The organism is Amycolatopsis alkalitolerans, from assembly GCF_006152065.1.
Lineage (GTDB): Bacteria > Actinomycetota > Actinomycetes > Mycobacteriales > Pseudonocardiaceae > Amycolatopsis_E > Amycolatopsis_E alkalitolerans.
In genome coordinates this window covers 26,450-42,707 of the sequence record NZ_VDFW01000021.1, presented here as the reverse complement: position 1 = coordinate 42,707, position 16,258 = coordinate 26,450, and the positions used below count along the sequence as shown (strand labels likewise).

The 16,258-nt window shown below is 70.8% G+C and carries 13 protein-coding genes, 1 other RNA gene and 1 pseudogene; 11 read left to right on the top strand and 4 right to left on the bottom strand.

The genetic code is table 11. The annotated features are described in order from the left end of the window. Positions 1-33: 33 nt before the first annotated feature. Positions 34-873, top strand: a pseudogene (locus FG385_RS22390) (cobalamin biosynthesis protein CobD/CbiB); the annotation flags it as partial. Here the strand turns inward: FG385_RS22390 and FG385_RS22385 are convergent. Genes FG385_RS22385 through FG385_RS22375 form a run of 3 tightly spaced genes read right to left on the bottom strand, consistent with a single transcriptional unit; the run spans position 833 to position 3,079 of the window. After that, complete coding sequence (locus FG385_RS22385) at positions 833-1,696, bottom strand: SURF1 family cytochrome oxidase biogenesis protein (RefSeq protein ID WP_139098732.1); 864 nt, start codon at positions 1,694-1,696, stop codon at positions 833-835. The pseudogene FG385_RS22390 and the gene FG385_RS22385 sit on opposite strands and share 41 nt — an antisense overlap. A gap of 23 nt (positions 1,697-1,719) precedes the next feature. Continuing rightward, a complete protein-coding gene (locus FG385_RS22380; protein WP_139098731.1) occupies positions 1,720-2,574 on the bottom strand; it encodes a fructosamine kinase family protein in 855 nt (284 codons plus the stop codon). A 22-nt stretch (positions 2,575-2,596) separates the two neighbouring features. Next, positions 2,597-3,079, bottom strand: a complete 483-nt coding sequence (locus tag FG385_RS22375) for a low molecular weight protein-tyrosine-phosphatase (protein WP_139098730.1) — start codon at positions 3,077-3,079, stop codon at positions 2,597-2,599. A 32-nt stretch (positions 3,080-3,111) separates the two neighbouring features. On the opposite strand from FG385_RS22375, the gene FG385_RS22370 reads away from it, so the two are divergent. From FG385_RS22370 to FG385_RS22360, 3 genes are read left to right on the top strand one after another with little or no spacing between them, the layout of a single operon-like run. Further along, positions 3,112-3,918 carry a Nif3-like dinuclear metal center hexameric protein gene (locus tag FG385_RS22370; RefSeq protein WP_139098729.1) on the top strand — a complete coding sequence of 269 codons (807 nt, stop codon included), beginning with the start codon at positions 3,112-3,114 and terminating at the stop codon, positions 3,916-3,918. Then, the gene (locus FG385_RS22365) at positions 3,915-4,652 is read left to right on the top strand and encodes a zinc ribbon domain-containing protein (RefSeq protein WP_139098728.1); all 738 of its coding nucleotides are present in this window, start codon (positions 3,915-3,917) and stop codon (positions 4,650-4,652) included. Before FG385_RS22370 ends, FG385_RS22365 begins: the two co-directional genes overlap by 4 nt. A 2-nt stretch (positions 4,653-4,654) precedes the next feature. Then, a complete protein-coding gene (locus FG385_RS22360; RefSeq protein WP_139098808.1) occupies positions 4,655-5,710 on the top strand; it encodes a bifunctional RNase H/acid phosphatase in 1,056 nt (351 codons plus the stop codon). Here FG385_RS22360 and FG385_RS22355 read toward each other — a convergent pair. Then, a complete protein-coding gene (locus FG385_RS22355) occupies positions 5,698-6,930 on the bottom strand; it encodes an SLC13 family permease (protein WP_139098727.1) in 1,233 nt (410 codons plus the stop codon). The two genes, FG385_RS22360 and FG385_RS22355, sit on opposite strands and share 13 nt — an antisense overlap. Positions 6,931-6,957: 27 nt before the next feature. Here FG385_RS22355 and rnpB point away from each other — a divergent pair. The 7 genes from rnpB (at position 6,958) to FG385_RS22315 (ending at position 16,258) form a co-directional block, all read left to right on the top strand. Beyond that, positions 6,958-7,333, top strand: an RNA gene (gene rnpB / locus FG385_RS22350) — RNase P RNA component class A. A gap of 40 nt (positions 7,334-7,373) precedes the next feature. Further along, complete coding sequence (locus tag FG385_RS22345; RefSeq protein ID WP_139098726.1) at positions 7,374-8,243, top strand: SCO6745 family protein; 870 nt, start codon at positions 7,374-7,376, stop codon at positions 8,241-8,243. 437 nt (positions 8,244-8,680) lie between these two features. Then, entirely contained in the window at positions 8,681-8,947 is a 267-nt protein-coding gene (locus FG385_RS22340; RefSeq protein ID WP_139098725.1) for a hypothetical protein, read from the top strand. Between the two features lie 10 nt (positions 8,948-8,957). Then, on the top strand, positions 8,958-9,500 hold the full coding sequence (locus tag FG385_RS22335; RefSeq protein ID WP_235022724.1) for a hypothetical protein: 543 nt from the start codon (positions 8,958-8,960) through the stop codon (positions 9,498-9,500). A 3-nt stretch (positions 9,501-9,503) separates the two neighbouring features. Continuing rightward, positions 9,504-13,601: an ATP-binding protein gene (locus tag FG385_RS34990; protein ID WP_235022723.1), complete on the top strand. Its 4,098-nt coding sequence runs from the start codon at positions 9,504-9,506 to the stop codon at positions 13,599-13,601. After that, on the top strand, positions 13,598-15,661 hold the full coding sequence (locus FG385_RS22320; protein WP_139098724.1) for a magnesium transporter: 2,064 nt from the start codon (positions 13,598-13,600) through the stop codon (positions 15,659-15,661). The genes FG385_RS34990 and FG385_RS22320 overlap by 4 nt, the downstream gene beginning before the upstream one ends. A 3-nt stretch (positions 15,662-15,664) precedes the next feature. Then, on the top strand, positions 15,665-16,258 hold the full coding sequence (locus FG385_RS22315; protein WP_139098723.1) for a hypothetical protein: 594 nt from the start codon (positions 15,665-15,667) through the stop codon (positions 16,256-16,258).

Genomic DNA, 16,258 nt, shown 5'->3' with positions numbered 1-16,258 from the left:
CTTCGCCCCCGGAAGACGACTACCGGGGGCGAAATGAACGCGGCGCGGGCGATCGGGCTGCTGCTGGGCGCGGCCGCTGACGGGGTGATCGAGCGGGGCGCACCCAGGGCACTCGAACGGTCACTGCCCGGCGCGGCCGCGGGTGGTGGGCTCGTCGTCGCGGCGGTCGTCGTCGAGCGGATCAGCAGGCGCAGTCCCGTTTTTCAGGCGCTCGGCACAGCCATCGCCACGTGGGCCGTCCTCGGTGGCGCGAGGCTCGCGGCGGACGGTACGGCGCTCGCGCGCGATCTCGAAGAGGGTGAGCTCGCGGCGGCTCGTGAAACGCTGTCCGGACTGGACGATCGGTGCGCCGAAAGCCTTGAGGTCATCGGGCTTTCCCGCGCCTCGGTCGAGTCGCTCGCCCGGCATACGTCGGATTCCGTTGTGGCGCCGATGTTCTGGGGCGCGGTCGCGGGGATTCCCGGGCTCGTCGGCGCGCGCGTGCTCAGCCTGCTGCGCGGCCCCGGCTTCACCGGAAGCCTTGACCGGTTGGCCGGTTTCGCGCCGGCGAGGGTCGCCGCGGCACTGACCGTCACCAGCGCCCCGGTCGTCGGCGGTTCGGCGAGCGGCGCGTGGCGGGCCTGGCAGCGGGACACCGTCGCGCATCCGGACCCCAACTCCGGCCGGGTCGAGGCGGCCTTCGCCGGGGCGCTCGAGATTCGCCTCGGCGGCCGGACCGTCTACCCGCACCGGGTTCAGGAACGGCCGGTGCTCGGGGACGGGCGCAATCCCGACGCCGGACACGTCACGAGGGCGGTCGAGCTTTCGCGCGTGATCGGGTGGCTGACCGCGATCAGTTCTGCCGCGCTGGCTCTTCTGACCGGTCTTCGGCAGCCTCGTCCTCGGCCAGGATCTGTGCCACGGACTTCCGCCGGCGTGCCCGCTTTTCCTTGGCGCGGTCGCCCATCTCGGCCAGCACGCCGCCCGGCTTGAGCTCGCGGATCGTGAAGTAGGCGAGACCACCCAGCGCCATCACGCCGAACGCGATCCACTGCAGGGCATAGGAGAAGAACGGGCCGGTGTCCAGTTGCGGCAGCGGCAGCGCGTTCAGCACACCGGGCGTGTTCTGGCCGAGCTGGAAGTAGCCCGGCCGGATGGGCAGCCCGCTCGAGCGCGCGACGACCCGGGAGTCCACGTCATAGCTTTGCAGCTTGCCGCCGGTCGAGGCGTCCGCGAACGCGGGGCGGTTCTTCTGGTCGGTCTCGTCCTGCCGGATCCGGGCCACCACGGTGACCGTGCCCGGGGACGGCGCGGCATACGGCGGCACCGAGCCGTGGTCGCCAGGCCGGACGTACCCGCGGTCGATCAGCACGACCTCGCCGTTCGAGGCGCGGAACGGGGTGAGGACCTCGAACGCCGGTTCACCCTGCACGGTCCGCAACCGCGCGACCACCTCGTCCCGCGGCAGGTACGTGCCGGTGATCGTGACGCGGGTCCACTCGGTGTGCTGGTCGGGCGCGGCGCCGGGGGTGAGCACGCTGTCCAGCGGCTTCGGCCCGGCCTTCAGAGACGCTTCGATGGCGCTGTTCTGTGCCTCGCGCTCCGAGTTGCGGCCGAACTGCCACGGCGAGAGCAGGTAGAAGCAGGCGAAAGCGAAAGCCAGGACACCCGCGACGAGCGCGAGCCAGCTGGGCCGGAGCAGGAACTTCCACCGCACGCTCCCACGGTAGCCCCGTACGGTCAGCGCGGCGCGGCCCGGGCCGCCATCAGTGCCTGCCGGGCGTATCCGCCGCCGAACACCGCGGCGTGCATGAGCAGCGGGAACAGCTGGTGGACCGGGACGCGGTCCTGCCAGCCCGCGGCGAGCGGGGCGCCCTCGTCCTGCGCGCCTTCGGCGTATCCGCCGAGGATGTGGCTCAGCTGTGAGGTACCGAACAGCTGGAGCATGGCGAGATCACCTTCGCGGTGGCCGCCGTGCGCCGCGGGGTCGATCAGCCACACGCCGTCGCGCGCCCAATGGACGTTGCCGCTCCACGCGTCGCCGTGCAGGCGGGCGGGCGGCTCCGGCTCGGCGACCTCCTTCAGCCGGCCGCACAGCTTCTCGAAGACCTCGACCTCGTCGGCGCTGAACAGCTTCTGGTCGGCGCATTCCCGCAGGTACGGCAGGATGCGGTGCTGCGCGTAGAAGGACGGCCAGTCGGGGCACGTCTCGTTGCGCATCGGCGCGACGCCCATCCACGCGTCGACCGGGCCGCCGGGCGGCGGGCTGCCGAACCCCTCGGCGCCGCGCAGATGCAGCCTGGCGAGGTTCCGCCCGAACGTCTCGGCGGCTTCCGCCGTGGGCGAGGTGGGCGGGACGTACTGCATGATCAGCCACTCATCGTCGTGGGCGTGGACCCGCGGCACCGACACGTCGCCGGACTCGCCGAGCCAGCGCAGGCCCGCGGCCTCGGCTGTGGTCGCGCCCGGCCCGACGCCCTGCTTGGCTACCACCGTCTCGTTTCCGCTGCTCACGAGGAAGATCGAGCCGCCCCAATGGCGGACACCGGTGACCTGCCGGCCGTACAGCCGCTCGACGGCGTCGCGCGCGTTCACGGCCGGGCCCCAATGTGACTCGTCACACGTGCAGTGTGCCCAGCCTGTCTCGAACCCAATCAACCAGGGCGGGGACCGTGCGCTCGATCATCGCCAGCACCTCGTCGAAACCGTCGCCGCCGCCGTAGTACGGGTCGGGCACCTCGGCGCCTTCGGGAGCCGACGGGTCGAACTCGCGCAGTAGGCGCACTCGCGACGGGTCGTCGATCTTGCGGCGCAGGTCGCGGACGTGCCCGGTATCGGCGGCCAGGAGAAGATCCGCTTCGAGATGGTCTTCGTCGATCTGGCTGGCGATGTGCTTCCCGCGGTAGCCGGCCGCTTCGAGCGTCGCGAGCGCGCGTGCGTCGGCGGGCTCGCCGACATGCCACGGCCCGGTGCCGGCGCTGGTCACCCGCACGCGGCCGGCAAGCCCTTCGCGGCGCAGGTGCTCACCGAAGACGAGCGCCGCCATGGGGGAGCGGCAGATGTTCCCGGAACAGACGAAACAGATGTGGAGTGTGGTCACGCCTCCATAGTGACGGGTGCGAAGATCCCCGTATGCCCGCACTTTCGCAGATCATCGCCGTACTGGAGGAGGCCTACCCGCCCGGGCTGGCGGAGAGCTGGGACGCCGTCGGCCTCGTCTGCGGTGACCCGGCCGAGGACGTGGACCGGGTGCTCGTGTGCGTCGACCCGGTCGAGGCGACCGTCGACGAGGCCGTCGAACTGGGCGCCGGCCTGATCGTCGCGCATCACCCGCTGCTGCTGCGCGGGGTGCACGGCGTCCCGGCGGACACCGCCAAGGGCCGCCTCGTGCACCGGATGATCCGCGCCGGGATCGCCCTCTACTGCGCGCACACGAACGCCGACGCCGCGAACCCCGGGGTGTCCGACGCGCTCGCCGAGGCCATCGGGCTGCGCGTCCTCGGGTCGCTCGACGATCAGTCCGGGATCGGCCGGATCGGGGAACTCCCCGAGCCCGAAGCGTTCGCCATATTCGTGCAGCGCGTCGCCGACGCCCTGCCGGAAACCGAACCCGGGGTCCTCGGCGCGGGCGATCCGGACCGTCCGATCAGGACGGTCGCGGTGTCCGGCGGCGCCGGCGACGGCTACCTCGCCGCGGCCACCGCGGCCGGGGCCGACGCCTACGTGACCGCCGACCTTCGCCACCACCCGGCGAGCGAGCATCTCGAGGCCGGCGGGCCCGCGCTCGTCGGGGTGACGCACTGGGCGAGCGAGTGGCCCTGGTGCGAGCAAGCCTCGGGGGTCCTGCGGCGAGCCTTTACGGGTAACGTCGACAGCCACGTGTCCACCCGCCGTACGGACCCGTGGACCATCCGAACCGCAAGGGAGCGCACCGAGTGAAGGCAGACCCCGCCGTCCAGCGTCAGCTGCTCGACCTCGCCAAGGTGGATGCCGAGCTGTCCCGCGTGGAGCACCGTCGCCGAACGCTGCCGGAACTGGCCCAGATCGACGAGACCGAGAAGCTGGTCCGTAGCCGGCGCGACGCGCTCGTTTCGACGCAGACCGCGGGCTCCGACCTCGACCGCGAGATCGCCCGCCAGGAGAAGGAGATCGAGTCGGTGCGGGCGCGCGAGGAGCGCGACCGCAAGCTCATGGAGTCCGGTTCGGTGCAGGCCAAGCAGATGACCGACCTGCAGCACGAGCTGGAAACGCTGGCCCGGCGCCAGTCCGCGCTCGAGGACGACCTGCTCGAGCTGATGGAACGCCGCGAGGCGCTGGAGATGGACGCGCAGCGGACGGGCGCCGAGGTCGACAAGGCCGAGCAGCAACTGGCCGACGCGCGTCGCCGCCGCGACGAGAGCGTCGCCGACCTCGACACCACGCAGGCCCGCCGCGAGGAGGACAGGGCCAAGCTGGCGCCGCGGTTCCCCGAACCGCTGATGAAGTTGTACGAGCGGGTGCGCGCGCACAAGGGCATCGGTGCCGCGCTGCTGCGCTCCCGCCGGTGCGGCGCGTGCCAGCTGGAGCTGGACCGCAGCACGATCGCGGAGATCAAGGCGACCGCCGAAGACGAGGTCGTCCAGTGCGACAACTGTGGCGCCATCATGGTGCGCACGATGGAGTCCGGCCTGTGAACGTGATCGTCGAAGCCGACGGCGGTTCGCGGGGCAACCCGGGCCCCGCTGGCTACGGCGTGGTGGTGAAGGACGCCGCGACGGGTGCGGTGCTCGCCGAGCGGAAGCAGGGGCTCGGGGTCACCACCAACAACGTGGCCGAGTACACCGGCCTCGTCGCGGGGCTGACCGCGGCGGCCGAGCTCGGAGCGTCCACTGTGGACGTCCGGATGGATTCGAAGCTCGTGGTCGAGCAGATGTCCGGGCGGTGGAAGATCAAGCACGCGGCGCTGCAGCCGCTCGCGGCCGAGGCTCGCGAGCTGGCCGCGCGGTTCGAGCGCGTGCGATACGAGTGGATCCCGCGCGCGCAGAACGCGCACGCCGACCGGCTCGCCAACGAGGCGATGGACACCCAGGCCGAGCCGGCCACCACACCCGCCCGCTGGACCGGGGCGCAGGGCAAACCGACGAGGTTGTTGCTGCTACGCCACGGCCAGACGGAGCTGTCCGTCGAGCGCCGGTACTCCGGTCGCGGGGACATCCCGCTGACCGAACTGGGCCGCCAGCAGGCCGAGGCCGCGGCGAAACGCGTGGCCGCGATGGCCGACGGGGAGACGCTCCCGGTCGTCGCGTCGCCACTGTCGCGGGCGAAGCAGACAGCGCAGGCGGTCGCGGACGCGCTCGGTAGCCGTGTCGAGACGCACCAGGGGCTGCTGGAGACCGACTTCGGCGAGTGGGAGGGGCTGACCTTCCGCGAGGCCGCGGAGCGGGATCCGGAGCTGCACGCGAGGTGGCTCGGCGACATCTCGGTACCGCCGCCGGGCGGCGAGAGCTTCGAACGCGTGCACAGCCGGGTGCTCGCGGTCCGCGACGAGCTGACTCGGGAGCACGCCGGGGGCACCGTGGTCGTGGTCAGCCACGTGACGCCGATCAAATCGTTGCTGCGCCTCGGACTGGACGCGGGCCCGTCGCTGCTGTTCCGGCTGCACCTGGATCTCGCGTCGCTGTCGATCGTCGAGTTCTACCCGGACGGCAACGCGTCCGTGCGCCTGGTGAACGACACCTGTCATCTCACCTGAAGCGCCAGCCACAGCGCGGCGACCGACGCGGCGAGTGTGAGCGGCACGGTCAGCGCGCCGAGGCGCAGGAATTCCTGCCACCGCGGCGGTTCCCCGGTTCTCACCAGCACCCGGCGCCACAGCAGCGTCGCGAGTGAACCGAGGTAGGTGGCGTTCGGGCCGAGGTTCACCCCGAGGAGCACGGCGAGCAGGAGCCCCGGATTCGAGCCCGCCAACGGCAACAGCAGCAGCGTCGCCGGCAGGTTGTTGACCAGGTTAGCCAGGACGGCGGCGAGCGCCGCGGTCAGCAGCAATTCCGGCAGGCTGGTCCCATCGGGCAGCAGGGCCTGGAGCGGGGCGCCGAGCAGTTGCCGGGAAACGGCCTCGACGACGATGGCCAGTCCGAGCACGAACAGGCACAGCAAGGGGTTCGCCTCGGCGATCAGGGTCACGGGCCGGATCCGCCGGGCCGACAGCGCCCGTGCCGCCAGCACGGCCGCGGCGATCGCGGCGACCACCACCGGTTCGACGTGCACGAGCGAGGCCACCCCGAACCCGGCGAGCGTCACGCCGAGCACGACGAGGGCGAATACGGGAGCGGGCGGGATCTCGGGCGCGTCGGCCGCGTACCCGTCCAGGTCAGGCCTGAAGAACCGGAGGAACACGGCCAGTTCGATCGCGATAGTCACCAGCCACGGGGCGGCCATGAGCGCGCCGAACTGGGCGAAGGTGAGCCCGGACGCGGTGAAGGCGAGCAGGTTCGTCAGGTTCGAGACCGGCAGCAGTGTGGACGCCGAGTTGGACAGGTGCGCGCACGCGTAGAGATACGGCCGCGGGGGCAGGGCCAGCCGATTGGCCGTCAGCAGCACGATCGGGGTCAGCAGCACCACCGTCGCGTCGAGACTCAGGGCCGCCGTGGTCCCGGCCGCCGCGGCGAAGGTCAGCGCCAGCAGGCGGCGCGGGCGTCCCCGGCAGGCGACCGCGAGCCGCGCGCCCAGCCAGGAGAAGACGCCGTCGAGGTCGGCCAGATGCGCGAGCAGCAGGATCGCGGCCAGGAAGCCGAGGGTCGGCAGCAGCGCCAGCGTCTCGCGCCACGCCTCGGCGGGCGAGACCCAGCCGGCGAGCAGCACCAGCCCGGCGGCCGGCAGCGTGACCGTCGCCTCGGGCAGTCCGCGCGGCCGCGTGGTGGCGAAGCCGAGAACGACGAGCAGCAGGCCAAGACTCCCGGACGCCGCCAGCACCTCGTCACGCTACCCTGATCAGGCGGACGAGTTGGCCGGGCGGCCGCGAGGGCGCGAGCCTTCGAGGAAAGTCCGGACTCCGCAGGGCAGGGTGGTTGCCAACGGCAACCCGGGGCGACCCGCGGGAAAGTGCCACAGAAAACAGACCGCCCCAGCTTGCTGGGGTAAGGGTGAAACGGTGGTGTAAGAGACCACCAGCATCCCGGGTGACCGGGATGGCTCGGTAAACCCCACCCGGAGCAAGGCCAAGAGGGCACCTTCACCGGTGCCTGCGCAGGCGTTCGAGGGCTGCCCGCCCGAGCCTGCGGGTAGGCCGCTCGAGCCTGCCGGCGACGGCAGGCCTAGATGGATGGCCGCCACCGCGCAAGCGGCACAGGATCCGGCTTACAGGCCAACTCGTCCGCCTCTTGGGCTCCGGGCTGATCACCCCTAAGGTCGACGGCGTGGAGAGCGAAGAAGCCCGCACGCTGGCGTTCCGGTGTCATCGAGCCCTCGATCCATTGCATTCGGCGAGCTACTTCGCCCCCGAGACCGACGAGCGGCTCGCCGCCACGGGGCTGCGGCCCGGCCGCATGACCTACTTCGCGAGCCGCTCGGCGCCGATGGGCGAGGTCAGCGCCGGGACGGTCGCCGCCACCTTCTACAACTTCAACCCGGCCCTCGTCGCCAAGCACATCCCACGTGCCTGGACGCTCGCCAGCCCGGCGCGGATCGTCGAGGCGCGATTCGAAGCTGTCGACGTCGTGTTGCGGCGGCTGCTCGGCGAGGCCGTGTCGTCCCCCGAAGTCGCCGAGGCGGCCGAACTGGCGCGTGAGGCCGCCGAAGCCTGCACGCCCGACGGGCGCCCGCTCTACGCCGGTCACACCGAACTGGACTGGCCCGCCGAACCGCATCTCGTCCTGTGGCATGCGATCACCCTCCTGCGCGAGTACCGCGGCGACGGGCACATCGCGGCGCTGGTGAGCAACGGCCTCCGTGGGCTCGAAGCGCTGATCACCCACACCGCGACCGGGAAGGGTTTCGTCGCCGCCGCCGCGAAGACGCTGCGCGGCTGGTCCGACGAAGACTGGGACGCGGCGAGCGCCCGGCTGCGCGACGAAGGGGTCCTCGACGGCGAAGGCGGCCTCACCGAGGAGGGCGAGCAGGTGCGGGAACGCGTCGAGGAGCAGACCAACGCGGCCGCCGCCGCGCCATGGCGCCGTCTCGGCGCCGAGAAGTCGGAGCGGCTGCGCGAACTCGGCCGCGGTCTGAGCCGGACGGCCGTGGCCGCAGGCGCCTTCCCGGACGGGTTCTTCGCCGCGCCGCGCGCCTGACGTGCACGGATAGTGACGTCGTGGGGAAGAGTTCATGCGAATGGGTAACCGGTTCATGATCGACTATCCGGGGCGCGGTGTGATTGTCGGGTAGAACTCCTGCGTCCGAACGGGGCATGCCAGACTATGTCCCGCCGGAATCGAGCGGCGGTTCGACCAACACAGAGTGAGCGAACCGCTCACCGATAGGTCAAACTACGAAATACGAGTGGACGGGGTTAATCCTGAGCGGCCTTGCAGCGATGATGGAGGGCGACGAGTTCAGGGAGAGTGGCCTCACTGTGTCTGGCATGGAGCGACGAACTGCAACGGAACGCACTTTGACCGTTACAGCTAGTCACGCCATGATGAGGTAGACCGGACCGGACAAGCTCCAACCCCGTGGGCCCGCCCGGCGAGACCCACCCGACCACACTCCTCGCACCCGGGAGTACGCGATGACCATGATGACGCTTGTGCAGCACCTCGCACAGGGCGAGATCAAGACACGAGGCGTCCAGCAGTGGATGCTCGACAACATCATCCCGCTGGTACTGCTGGCCGTCGCGTTGCTGCTGCTCTGGCTGGGCGGCGGCAAGGGCGACAACGCCGGTGTCATGCGCCGGCTCGCCGGTGTCGTGATCGCACTGGCGATCATCGGTCTCGCGGTCAGCGGCCTGGGCGTGAACGTCGGCGAATGGATCGCCGGCCTGTTCACCGGTTGACGGGGCCCTCGTGCGGATTCGAACCGATGACGAGGTCTACCGGGTCGACGCGGTCTGGCTCGGCCCGCCGAAGGCCACGTTCCCCTGGCGCGCCCGCTACGTCGCCTGGGGCTTGGGCATCGCGATCTTCCTGGTCGTGCTGACCGTCGAGCGCCAGCTCGGCGTCGGGTTCGGATTCTTTTCGACCGCGTGGGCCTTCGTCGCCACCATCTTGATCACCAGGCTGATCACGAGAAAGATCAGTCACGAGCGCCCGCTCGGTGCGGTGTTCACGATGTGGCTGCGCGAGCTGCACGCCCCGCGTGAGCGGCCACGGGGTGAGGGCGGCGCGGTGACCGCCACCAAGCTCCGGGTCCGCCCGCAGCGCCCGTTGCCCAAGCACAAGCGCGCGGCGGGGGTGGGCCCCCGGAAGGGGGCCGGAGACAACGCGGTGGGGGTGGGCCCCCGGAAGGGGGCCGGAGACAACGCGGTGGGGGTGGGCCCCCGGAAGGTGGCCGGAGACAACACTGACAGGTCGAGACCACGCCGTAGCCCGGCTCCGGCGAGGAGGTAGCTGTTGTTCGGTCGCCGTAAGGACCGGGAGCACGACGCGGGCGGCGCCACGCAGTGGCAGCCGCAGCCCGGCCGCGGCGTGTCGCCGAATGCCAAGAAACCCAGGCAGGGCCGGCGGTTGCCCGGCGAGCAGGCCATCCCCTCCTACACCCCGTCCATCGCCGCGCGCAGCATCGACGGTCATCTGCTGCGCACCGGGCACGAGGTCTACGCGTGGTACCGGCTGGCGCCGCAGCGCTGGTCGTTCCGGTCGGACTCGCAGCGCCGGGACCTCATCGCCGCGATCGCGGGCCAGTACGCCGAGCTGCAGGGCCGCTGGCTGCACCTGCGGGTGACCACCCGGCCGTACCCGATCCGGATGTGGGCCGAGGCCCACGTGCACAACGCCGTCGGCCGCCCGCGGGACACCCCGGGCGCGCTGTCCTTCGACGATTACCTGATCGGCGAGCAGCAGCAGCTCATGGGCCGCTCGATGGCCGAGAAGGAGGTCTACGTCGGCGTCCAGGTACAGACGCGCCGGATGGTGGACCGCGCGGTGGAGAGCGCCGCGCCGCTGCTGCGGAAGATCCTGCCGGAGGCCGTGGACGCGGAGCTGACCGCGCTGGACTCCGAGGTCGAGCACCTCGACCAGGTCATCGGCTCCTCCGGGCTGGAAGGCCGCCCGGTGCACGCCGAGGAGATGGTCTGGCTGATGCACCGGTCCTGTTCACTGGGCCTGCCCGCGCCCCGCAGCCTGCCCGCCGTGCCGGGCGACGAGTGGGAGCCGGAGGACCTGGCGAGCTTCACCGACGCCGCGGACTTCCACGCCGAGCCCTACGCGCCGACGCTGACCGTGCGCGGGCGCACCGGGTCGAACGCCGGGGTCCGCCGGCATGTCGCGGTGCTGACCGTCGGGCAGATGCACGGCCTGCAGATCCCCGAGGTCGACGACCCGTGGGTGCAGCACGCCGACCGGCTGCCGGCCTCCGTCGAATGGTCGGCGCGGATCTACGTGCGCCGCCCGGAGGAGGTCGCCGGGGAGCTGCAGCGGCAGATGAACAAGGTCCGCTCGCAGGTCAAGCACTACACCGACGAGCACGAACTCGAGCCGCCGCAGTCGCTGTCGCGGCAGGCGTCGCGCGTGCTCGAGATCGACGACGAGATGACCTCGGGCTTCACCGCGCTCGCCACCCGGGTGCGGTCATGGTGGCGCCTGGCGGTCTCCGGCCCGACCGAGCGGGATGCGCTGCGCCTGGCCCAGCAGCTGCTGGACCTGTACAAGCCGAAGATCGCGATCGAGCATCCCGAGGCGCAGTACGCGATGGCGCGTGAGTTCATCCCGGGCGAGCCGCTGGCGGCCTCGGCGTACATGCGCCGCGGGTCGGTCGTCTGGGCGGCCGCGGCGGTGCCGACGGCGACCGCGGAGGTCGGTGACCGGCGGGGGATCCTGCTCGGCGAGACGGTCACCGCGACGCGGCGCCCCGTCGCCTGGGACCCGTGGATGGCGCAGGAGATCCGCGACGGTTCGGGCCTGACGGCCATGGTCGCGGGCCTCGGCGGTGGCAAGGCGCTCGCCCTGGACACGCCGCTGCCCACGGCGACCGGCTGGACCACGATGGGTGAGGTCAAGGTTGGTGATCAGCTACTGGGTATGGACGGCAAGCCGACACGGGTGATCGCGGCAACCGAGGTCATGTTCGACCGCCCGTGTTTCGACGTGGTGTTTTCCGACGGTTCGGTCATTCGCGCGGATGCAGAGCATCAGTGGTTGACACGGACGAGGAAAGACTGGAAGGCGCAGAACCGCCTTGATGAACGAGTCCGGCTGGCCGCCGCTGCTGTCCCCAGCCCGCTGCCGCCTCCGGGAAGCTGTGCGTGTGGTTGTGACCAGCCGACGACCCGATGGAACTACCAGCGGACCCCTGCCGCGCGTGCTGATGGCGAGTTCTACCATTCCCGTTTCGTTCGTGGCCACTGGCGTCGTGGAGAAATTTCGTTGGTAGCCAATCAACGTCCTACGGTGCACACGACGGCCGAGATCGCCGAGTCCCTCAGGTCTGGTCCGCAGAGCAACCATGCGGTTCCGGTCGCATCGGCGTTCGAGTTGCCGGACAAGGAGCTACCCGTCGATCCCTATCTGCTTGGCGCCTGGCTCGGAGACGGAACATCGTGCCGAGCGGCCATCACGGTGTTCGATTGTGAGATCATCGAGGAGATTGAGGCAGGCGGCCAAGAGTGCCGTTATCGTCCGTCGCAACGGGACTACAGCTTGCCGGGCACCGTACAGACGCGTTTGCGGCAGATGGGCCTGCTGGGGAACAAGCACATCCCGGCCCGCTACTTGCGAGCCTCCGAGCGGCAACGCCGTGCCCTACTGGCAGGTCTGCTCGACACGGATGGGTACTGCAAGCCGACGGGTGGTATCCAGTTTTCGGTCACCAACGAGCAGCTGGCTCGCGACGTCCGCGAACTGGTGTTGAGTCTCGGGTACCAGGTCCGGTTGAGCAGGAAGCGGGTGAAGGGGCGGCATCCACACACCTCGATTGCGTACATCTTGTCGTTCACCACCTCGGACAAGGTGTTTCGGCTCTCCCAGAAACTGGCGCGTCTCAATCCGAGGGTTCGGGACACGAACCGTTATCGCTATATCACGGATGTGGTGCCGGTGGAGTCCGTGCCGGTGCGGTGTGTCCAGGTGGACAACGCCGACCACATGTATCTCGCGGGGGAAACGTGCATCCCAACGCACAACTCGTTCCTCGGCGGGGGCATGGTCTACAAGACGCTGCGCGCGGGTGCGTACTGGACGCTGCTCGACCCGTCCGGCCCGCTGTCCAGGCTGTGCGAGCTGCCGGAGATCAAACCGTACGCGCGGCCGATCAACCTGCTCAACGCCCAGCCCGGGATCCTCAACCCGTATCGCGTGGTCGCCGAGCCGCTGCTCGAGCACTTCCTCGACGAGGAGAACCCGGAGCGAGCGTGGCGTCGCGAGCGGGCGCTGGCCGGGGCCACCCGGCGGCGGCTCGTGCTCGACGTGCTGAGCGGCATCCTGCCGTACGAGGTCGCGCGCATGCCGCAGAGCCGGATCGTGCTGCTGCGCGCGGTCCGCGCGGTCGGCGGCCGTTACGACGCCGACCCTGGCCAGGTCATCGACGCGCTGCGCCGGGACTCCAGCGAGCATCACGAGCACGCGGTCGTCGTGGCGGACTTCCTCGACGAGATGCGCGAGCGAATGTCCCTGCTGATCCCGGAAAACGACGCCGACCCGTACTCCGAGACCCGGGACGACCGCCTGACGGTGCTCACCATGGCGGGGCTGACCCTGCCGAAGGACGGCGTCAGCCGCGAGCACTGGACCGACGCCGAGGCGCTCGGCGTGGAGATGCTGAACCTCGCGGCCTGGCTGACCCAGCGGTCGGTTTACGAGAAGCCGAAGGACCAGCGCAAGGGCGTCTGGATCGACGAGGCGTTCTTCCTGTCCGAGGTGCCGACCGGGCGCGTGCTGATGAACCGCTTCGCCCGTGACTCGCGCAAGTGGAACGTCCGGGTGCTGCTGTCCTCGCAGATCCCGGCGGACTTTCTGCGGATCCAGGGTTTCGTCGCGCTGCTGGACTCGGTGTTCGTCGGCCGCCTGGACGACGACGAAGCGCAGGCGGATGCGCTGCGGCTGCTGAAGGTTCCGGTCGGGGTCGGCTACGAGCAGGTCGTCGCCGCACTGGGCCGCCGCCCCGGCGCGCACCGCGACGTCGAGCGCGACCGCGAGCCACGGCAGTTCATCTTCGGCGACGGCGCCGGCGGTGTGGAGCGCATCCGCGTCGACTTCTCCGGTCCGCATCTGGAGCATCTGCGCGCCGCGATGGACACCACCCCCGGCTCGCAGCCCCAGGAGACCGTGCCCGCGAACCACGACGCCGAGCCCGAGGAGGCCACCTACGTGCCCGTCCCGCCGCCGGACGACGAACTGGAGCAGGACCTGGAGCTGGCGGCGGAGCGCGAGGTCGGACTGACCGAGGAGCAGTTGCTCGCCGAGGAGGTCCACGGCGGCAACGGGAACGGCACCGAGCCGGAGGGGGAACACGCGACCGCGGGTAAGCGGGGCGGCCACGGCCGGGACGCCGCATGACGACCCTGCTCACGCTCGCGGCCGTGCTGGGTTTCGCCTGGGGCTGGCACGCGGTCAAGGGATTCGTGCGCCGTGGCGGGTTCAAGGGCCGGCGTCCGGGCCGCTGGGCCACCATGTTCGCGGTCGCGGTGCTGCTCGGTCTGCAGGCCGTGGCGACGGCGCCGTCCGCGTCGGCGGCGGCCTGCGGCCAGGCGCCGACGCCGGAGCGGCCGGGCTCGGGCATGGTCGGCGCGATCGACCCGCCGGCCACCCACGGCGAGAACGGCAGCGCGTACCTCGACTACGGCTACGCCGGGATGGTCTGGTACGTCTACCAGACCGACTGCGGCCCGCTGTCGGGCATCACGAGCCCCAACTCGACCATCGACACGTGGGCGGGCAACGAGCTGTTCAACATCGGCAAGAACATCGTCGGTGCCACGAACTCGCTGCACTACACGGTGATGGAAGGCGGCCTGCTCAACCCGATCTACGGCGCGGTGAAGAGCGGCGCGGAGAAGGTCTACAACAACATCTACGCCCAGCTGTTCGGTCTCGCGGCGCTCGTGCTCGCGATCATGATGTTCCGCAACATCTGGCGCGGCGACCTGTCGGCGGTGTCGAAACGCGCGCTCTACGGGCTCGGCGCGGTATGGCTCGCCGCGTCCTCGCTCGCGATGCTGCGCTATTTCGAACCGATAGACAAGGCGATCGTCCAGACCACCACGAACATCCAGGCCGGGTTCGTGGACGATTCGGGCAACCGGGTGGTCCGCGAGATCCTGCCGACCGAACTGCACACCCAGGTCGTCTACGACAACTGGCTGCGCGGCGAGTTCGGCGCGTCCGACGCCGCGCAGGCGCAGCAGTTCGGCCGGCCGCTGCTCGACGCGCAGGCGTTCACGTGGGATCAGATCCGCAACGGTGACGACGCCAACCAGTCCGTCATCGACGCGAAACAGGCTTCGTACAAGAACATCGCCGGCCAGCTCGGCCCGGCCACGCCGTACTTCACCGGCGAAGGCGGCAGCCGAACGGGTGCAGGTTTCCTGGCGCTGCTGCAGAGTCTCGTGTACGCGCTGTTCCAGTTGCTGGCCAAGGCTTCCGTGCTGCTGGCGCAGGTCCTGATCCGGCTGTTCGCGCTGACCGCGCCGCTCATCGGCCTGGTCGCGCTGGTGCATCACGACATCCTCCGCCGGGTGGGCAAGGTACTGGGCGGGGTCGCGTTCAACCTGATCGTGCTCGCCGTGCTCGCCGGGGTGCACGCCCTGCTGCTGCAGGCGATCTTCGCCGCCGGCAATTCGCTGTCGATGCTCACGCAGATGGTGATGGCCGGTCTGGTGACGGTACTGCTGTTCCTCGTCGGCCGCCCGGTGCGGCGGTTGTGGCAGATGGTCGAGATGTCCGTCGGCATGGTCGGCTCGTCGATCCCGGCGCCCAGCGGTGGGATCTTCTCCCGGTTCCGCCGGAAGCAGGGGCCGACGCCGCAGGACGAGTTCTGGCAGAACGTCCGCGACTCCGACGACAGCGATCTCGAGACCCGTGGCCCGATCGGTGCGACGGCCGGCGGTCGCCGCGACCGCCCCGAGGCGACGATCTTCGCGAACGCGCAGCGACTCGACGGCGCGGGTTCGATGGCTGCGCGGCCTGCCGCCGCGTGGTCCGGCGCCCCGTGGCCGGGCGGGGGATCCTTGCCGGGCAACGGGAATCGGCGCGCGCTGCCGGCCGGTGGCGGTCCGGGGGTGTACCCGGCGTACGCGCCTTCCGCTCGTGCCCCTGGGGACGACGCGTACGTGTACTCCGCGCCGCCGGGCTCAACCCGTCGGGTGGACGCGGGCTGGGTCCCGCCGCAGCCGCAGAGCCGCCGCGTGGACACTTCGCCCGTGTTCAACCGGGACGATCTGCCCGACTCGGTCGTCGTGCCGTCGCGGCTGCGGTCCACACCGCCCGCGCCCCACCGGACGAGCGCGCCGCAACCACGCCGGGCCGAGCGCGAGTTGGTAGGCGGCAAGCCGGTTTTCGTGCTGTACCGGCCCTCACGGGGGATCGAAGTGCGCGACACCGACGAAGTGGTCAGGTGAGCCATGCCGATCAGGACCAACCGCGGGCGTGCCGCGGTCTACCGCCGCCTGTGGGGATTCCCGTTGCGCTCGCCGCGCCATCTCGCCGGCACGGCGATCGGCGTCGCGATCCTCGTCATCGCGATCGGGCTTCTCGTGCCGCAGTTGCTGGGGCCGCGGCAGCAGAACAAGATCACCCCGGCGACGATCCCGGACACCTCGTCTTCGGCGGCGCGGCAGCCCGGAAGCTCGCCCGTGCCGATGTCGACGCGCCTGACCGCGCCGCTCCTGCAACCGACCCCGGCCGCGCCGAACCCGCAGGCGCTGGGCGTCGCGAAGCTGTGGGCGCAGGCGTGGGTCAACCACCCGCCCGGCATCACGAACGCGCAATGGCTGGCGGGCCTGCGCCCCTACACCACCGACGAGTTCCTGCCGCAGATGTCCAGTGTGGACCCGACGAACATCCCGGCCACGAAGCTGACCGGTGAACCGGTCGCCGCGCAGTCCTACACCAGTTCCGTCGTCGCCGTCGTACCCACGGACGGCCCCAAGCTGAGCATCACCGTCACGGAGACCCCCGCCGGCTGGCGCGTGGCCAAGTACGACCAGGCGAGCTGA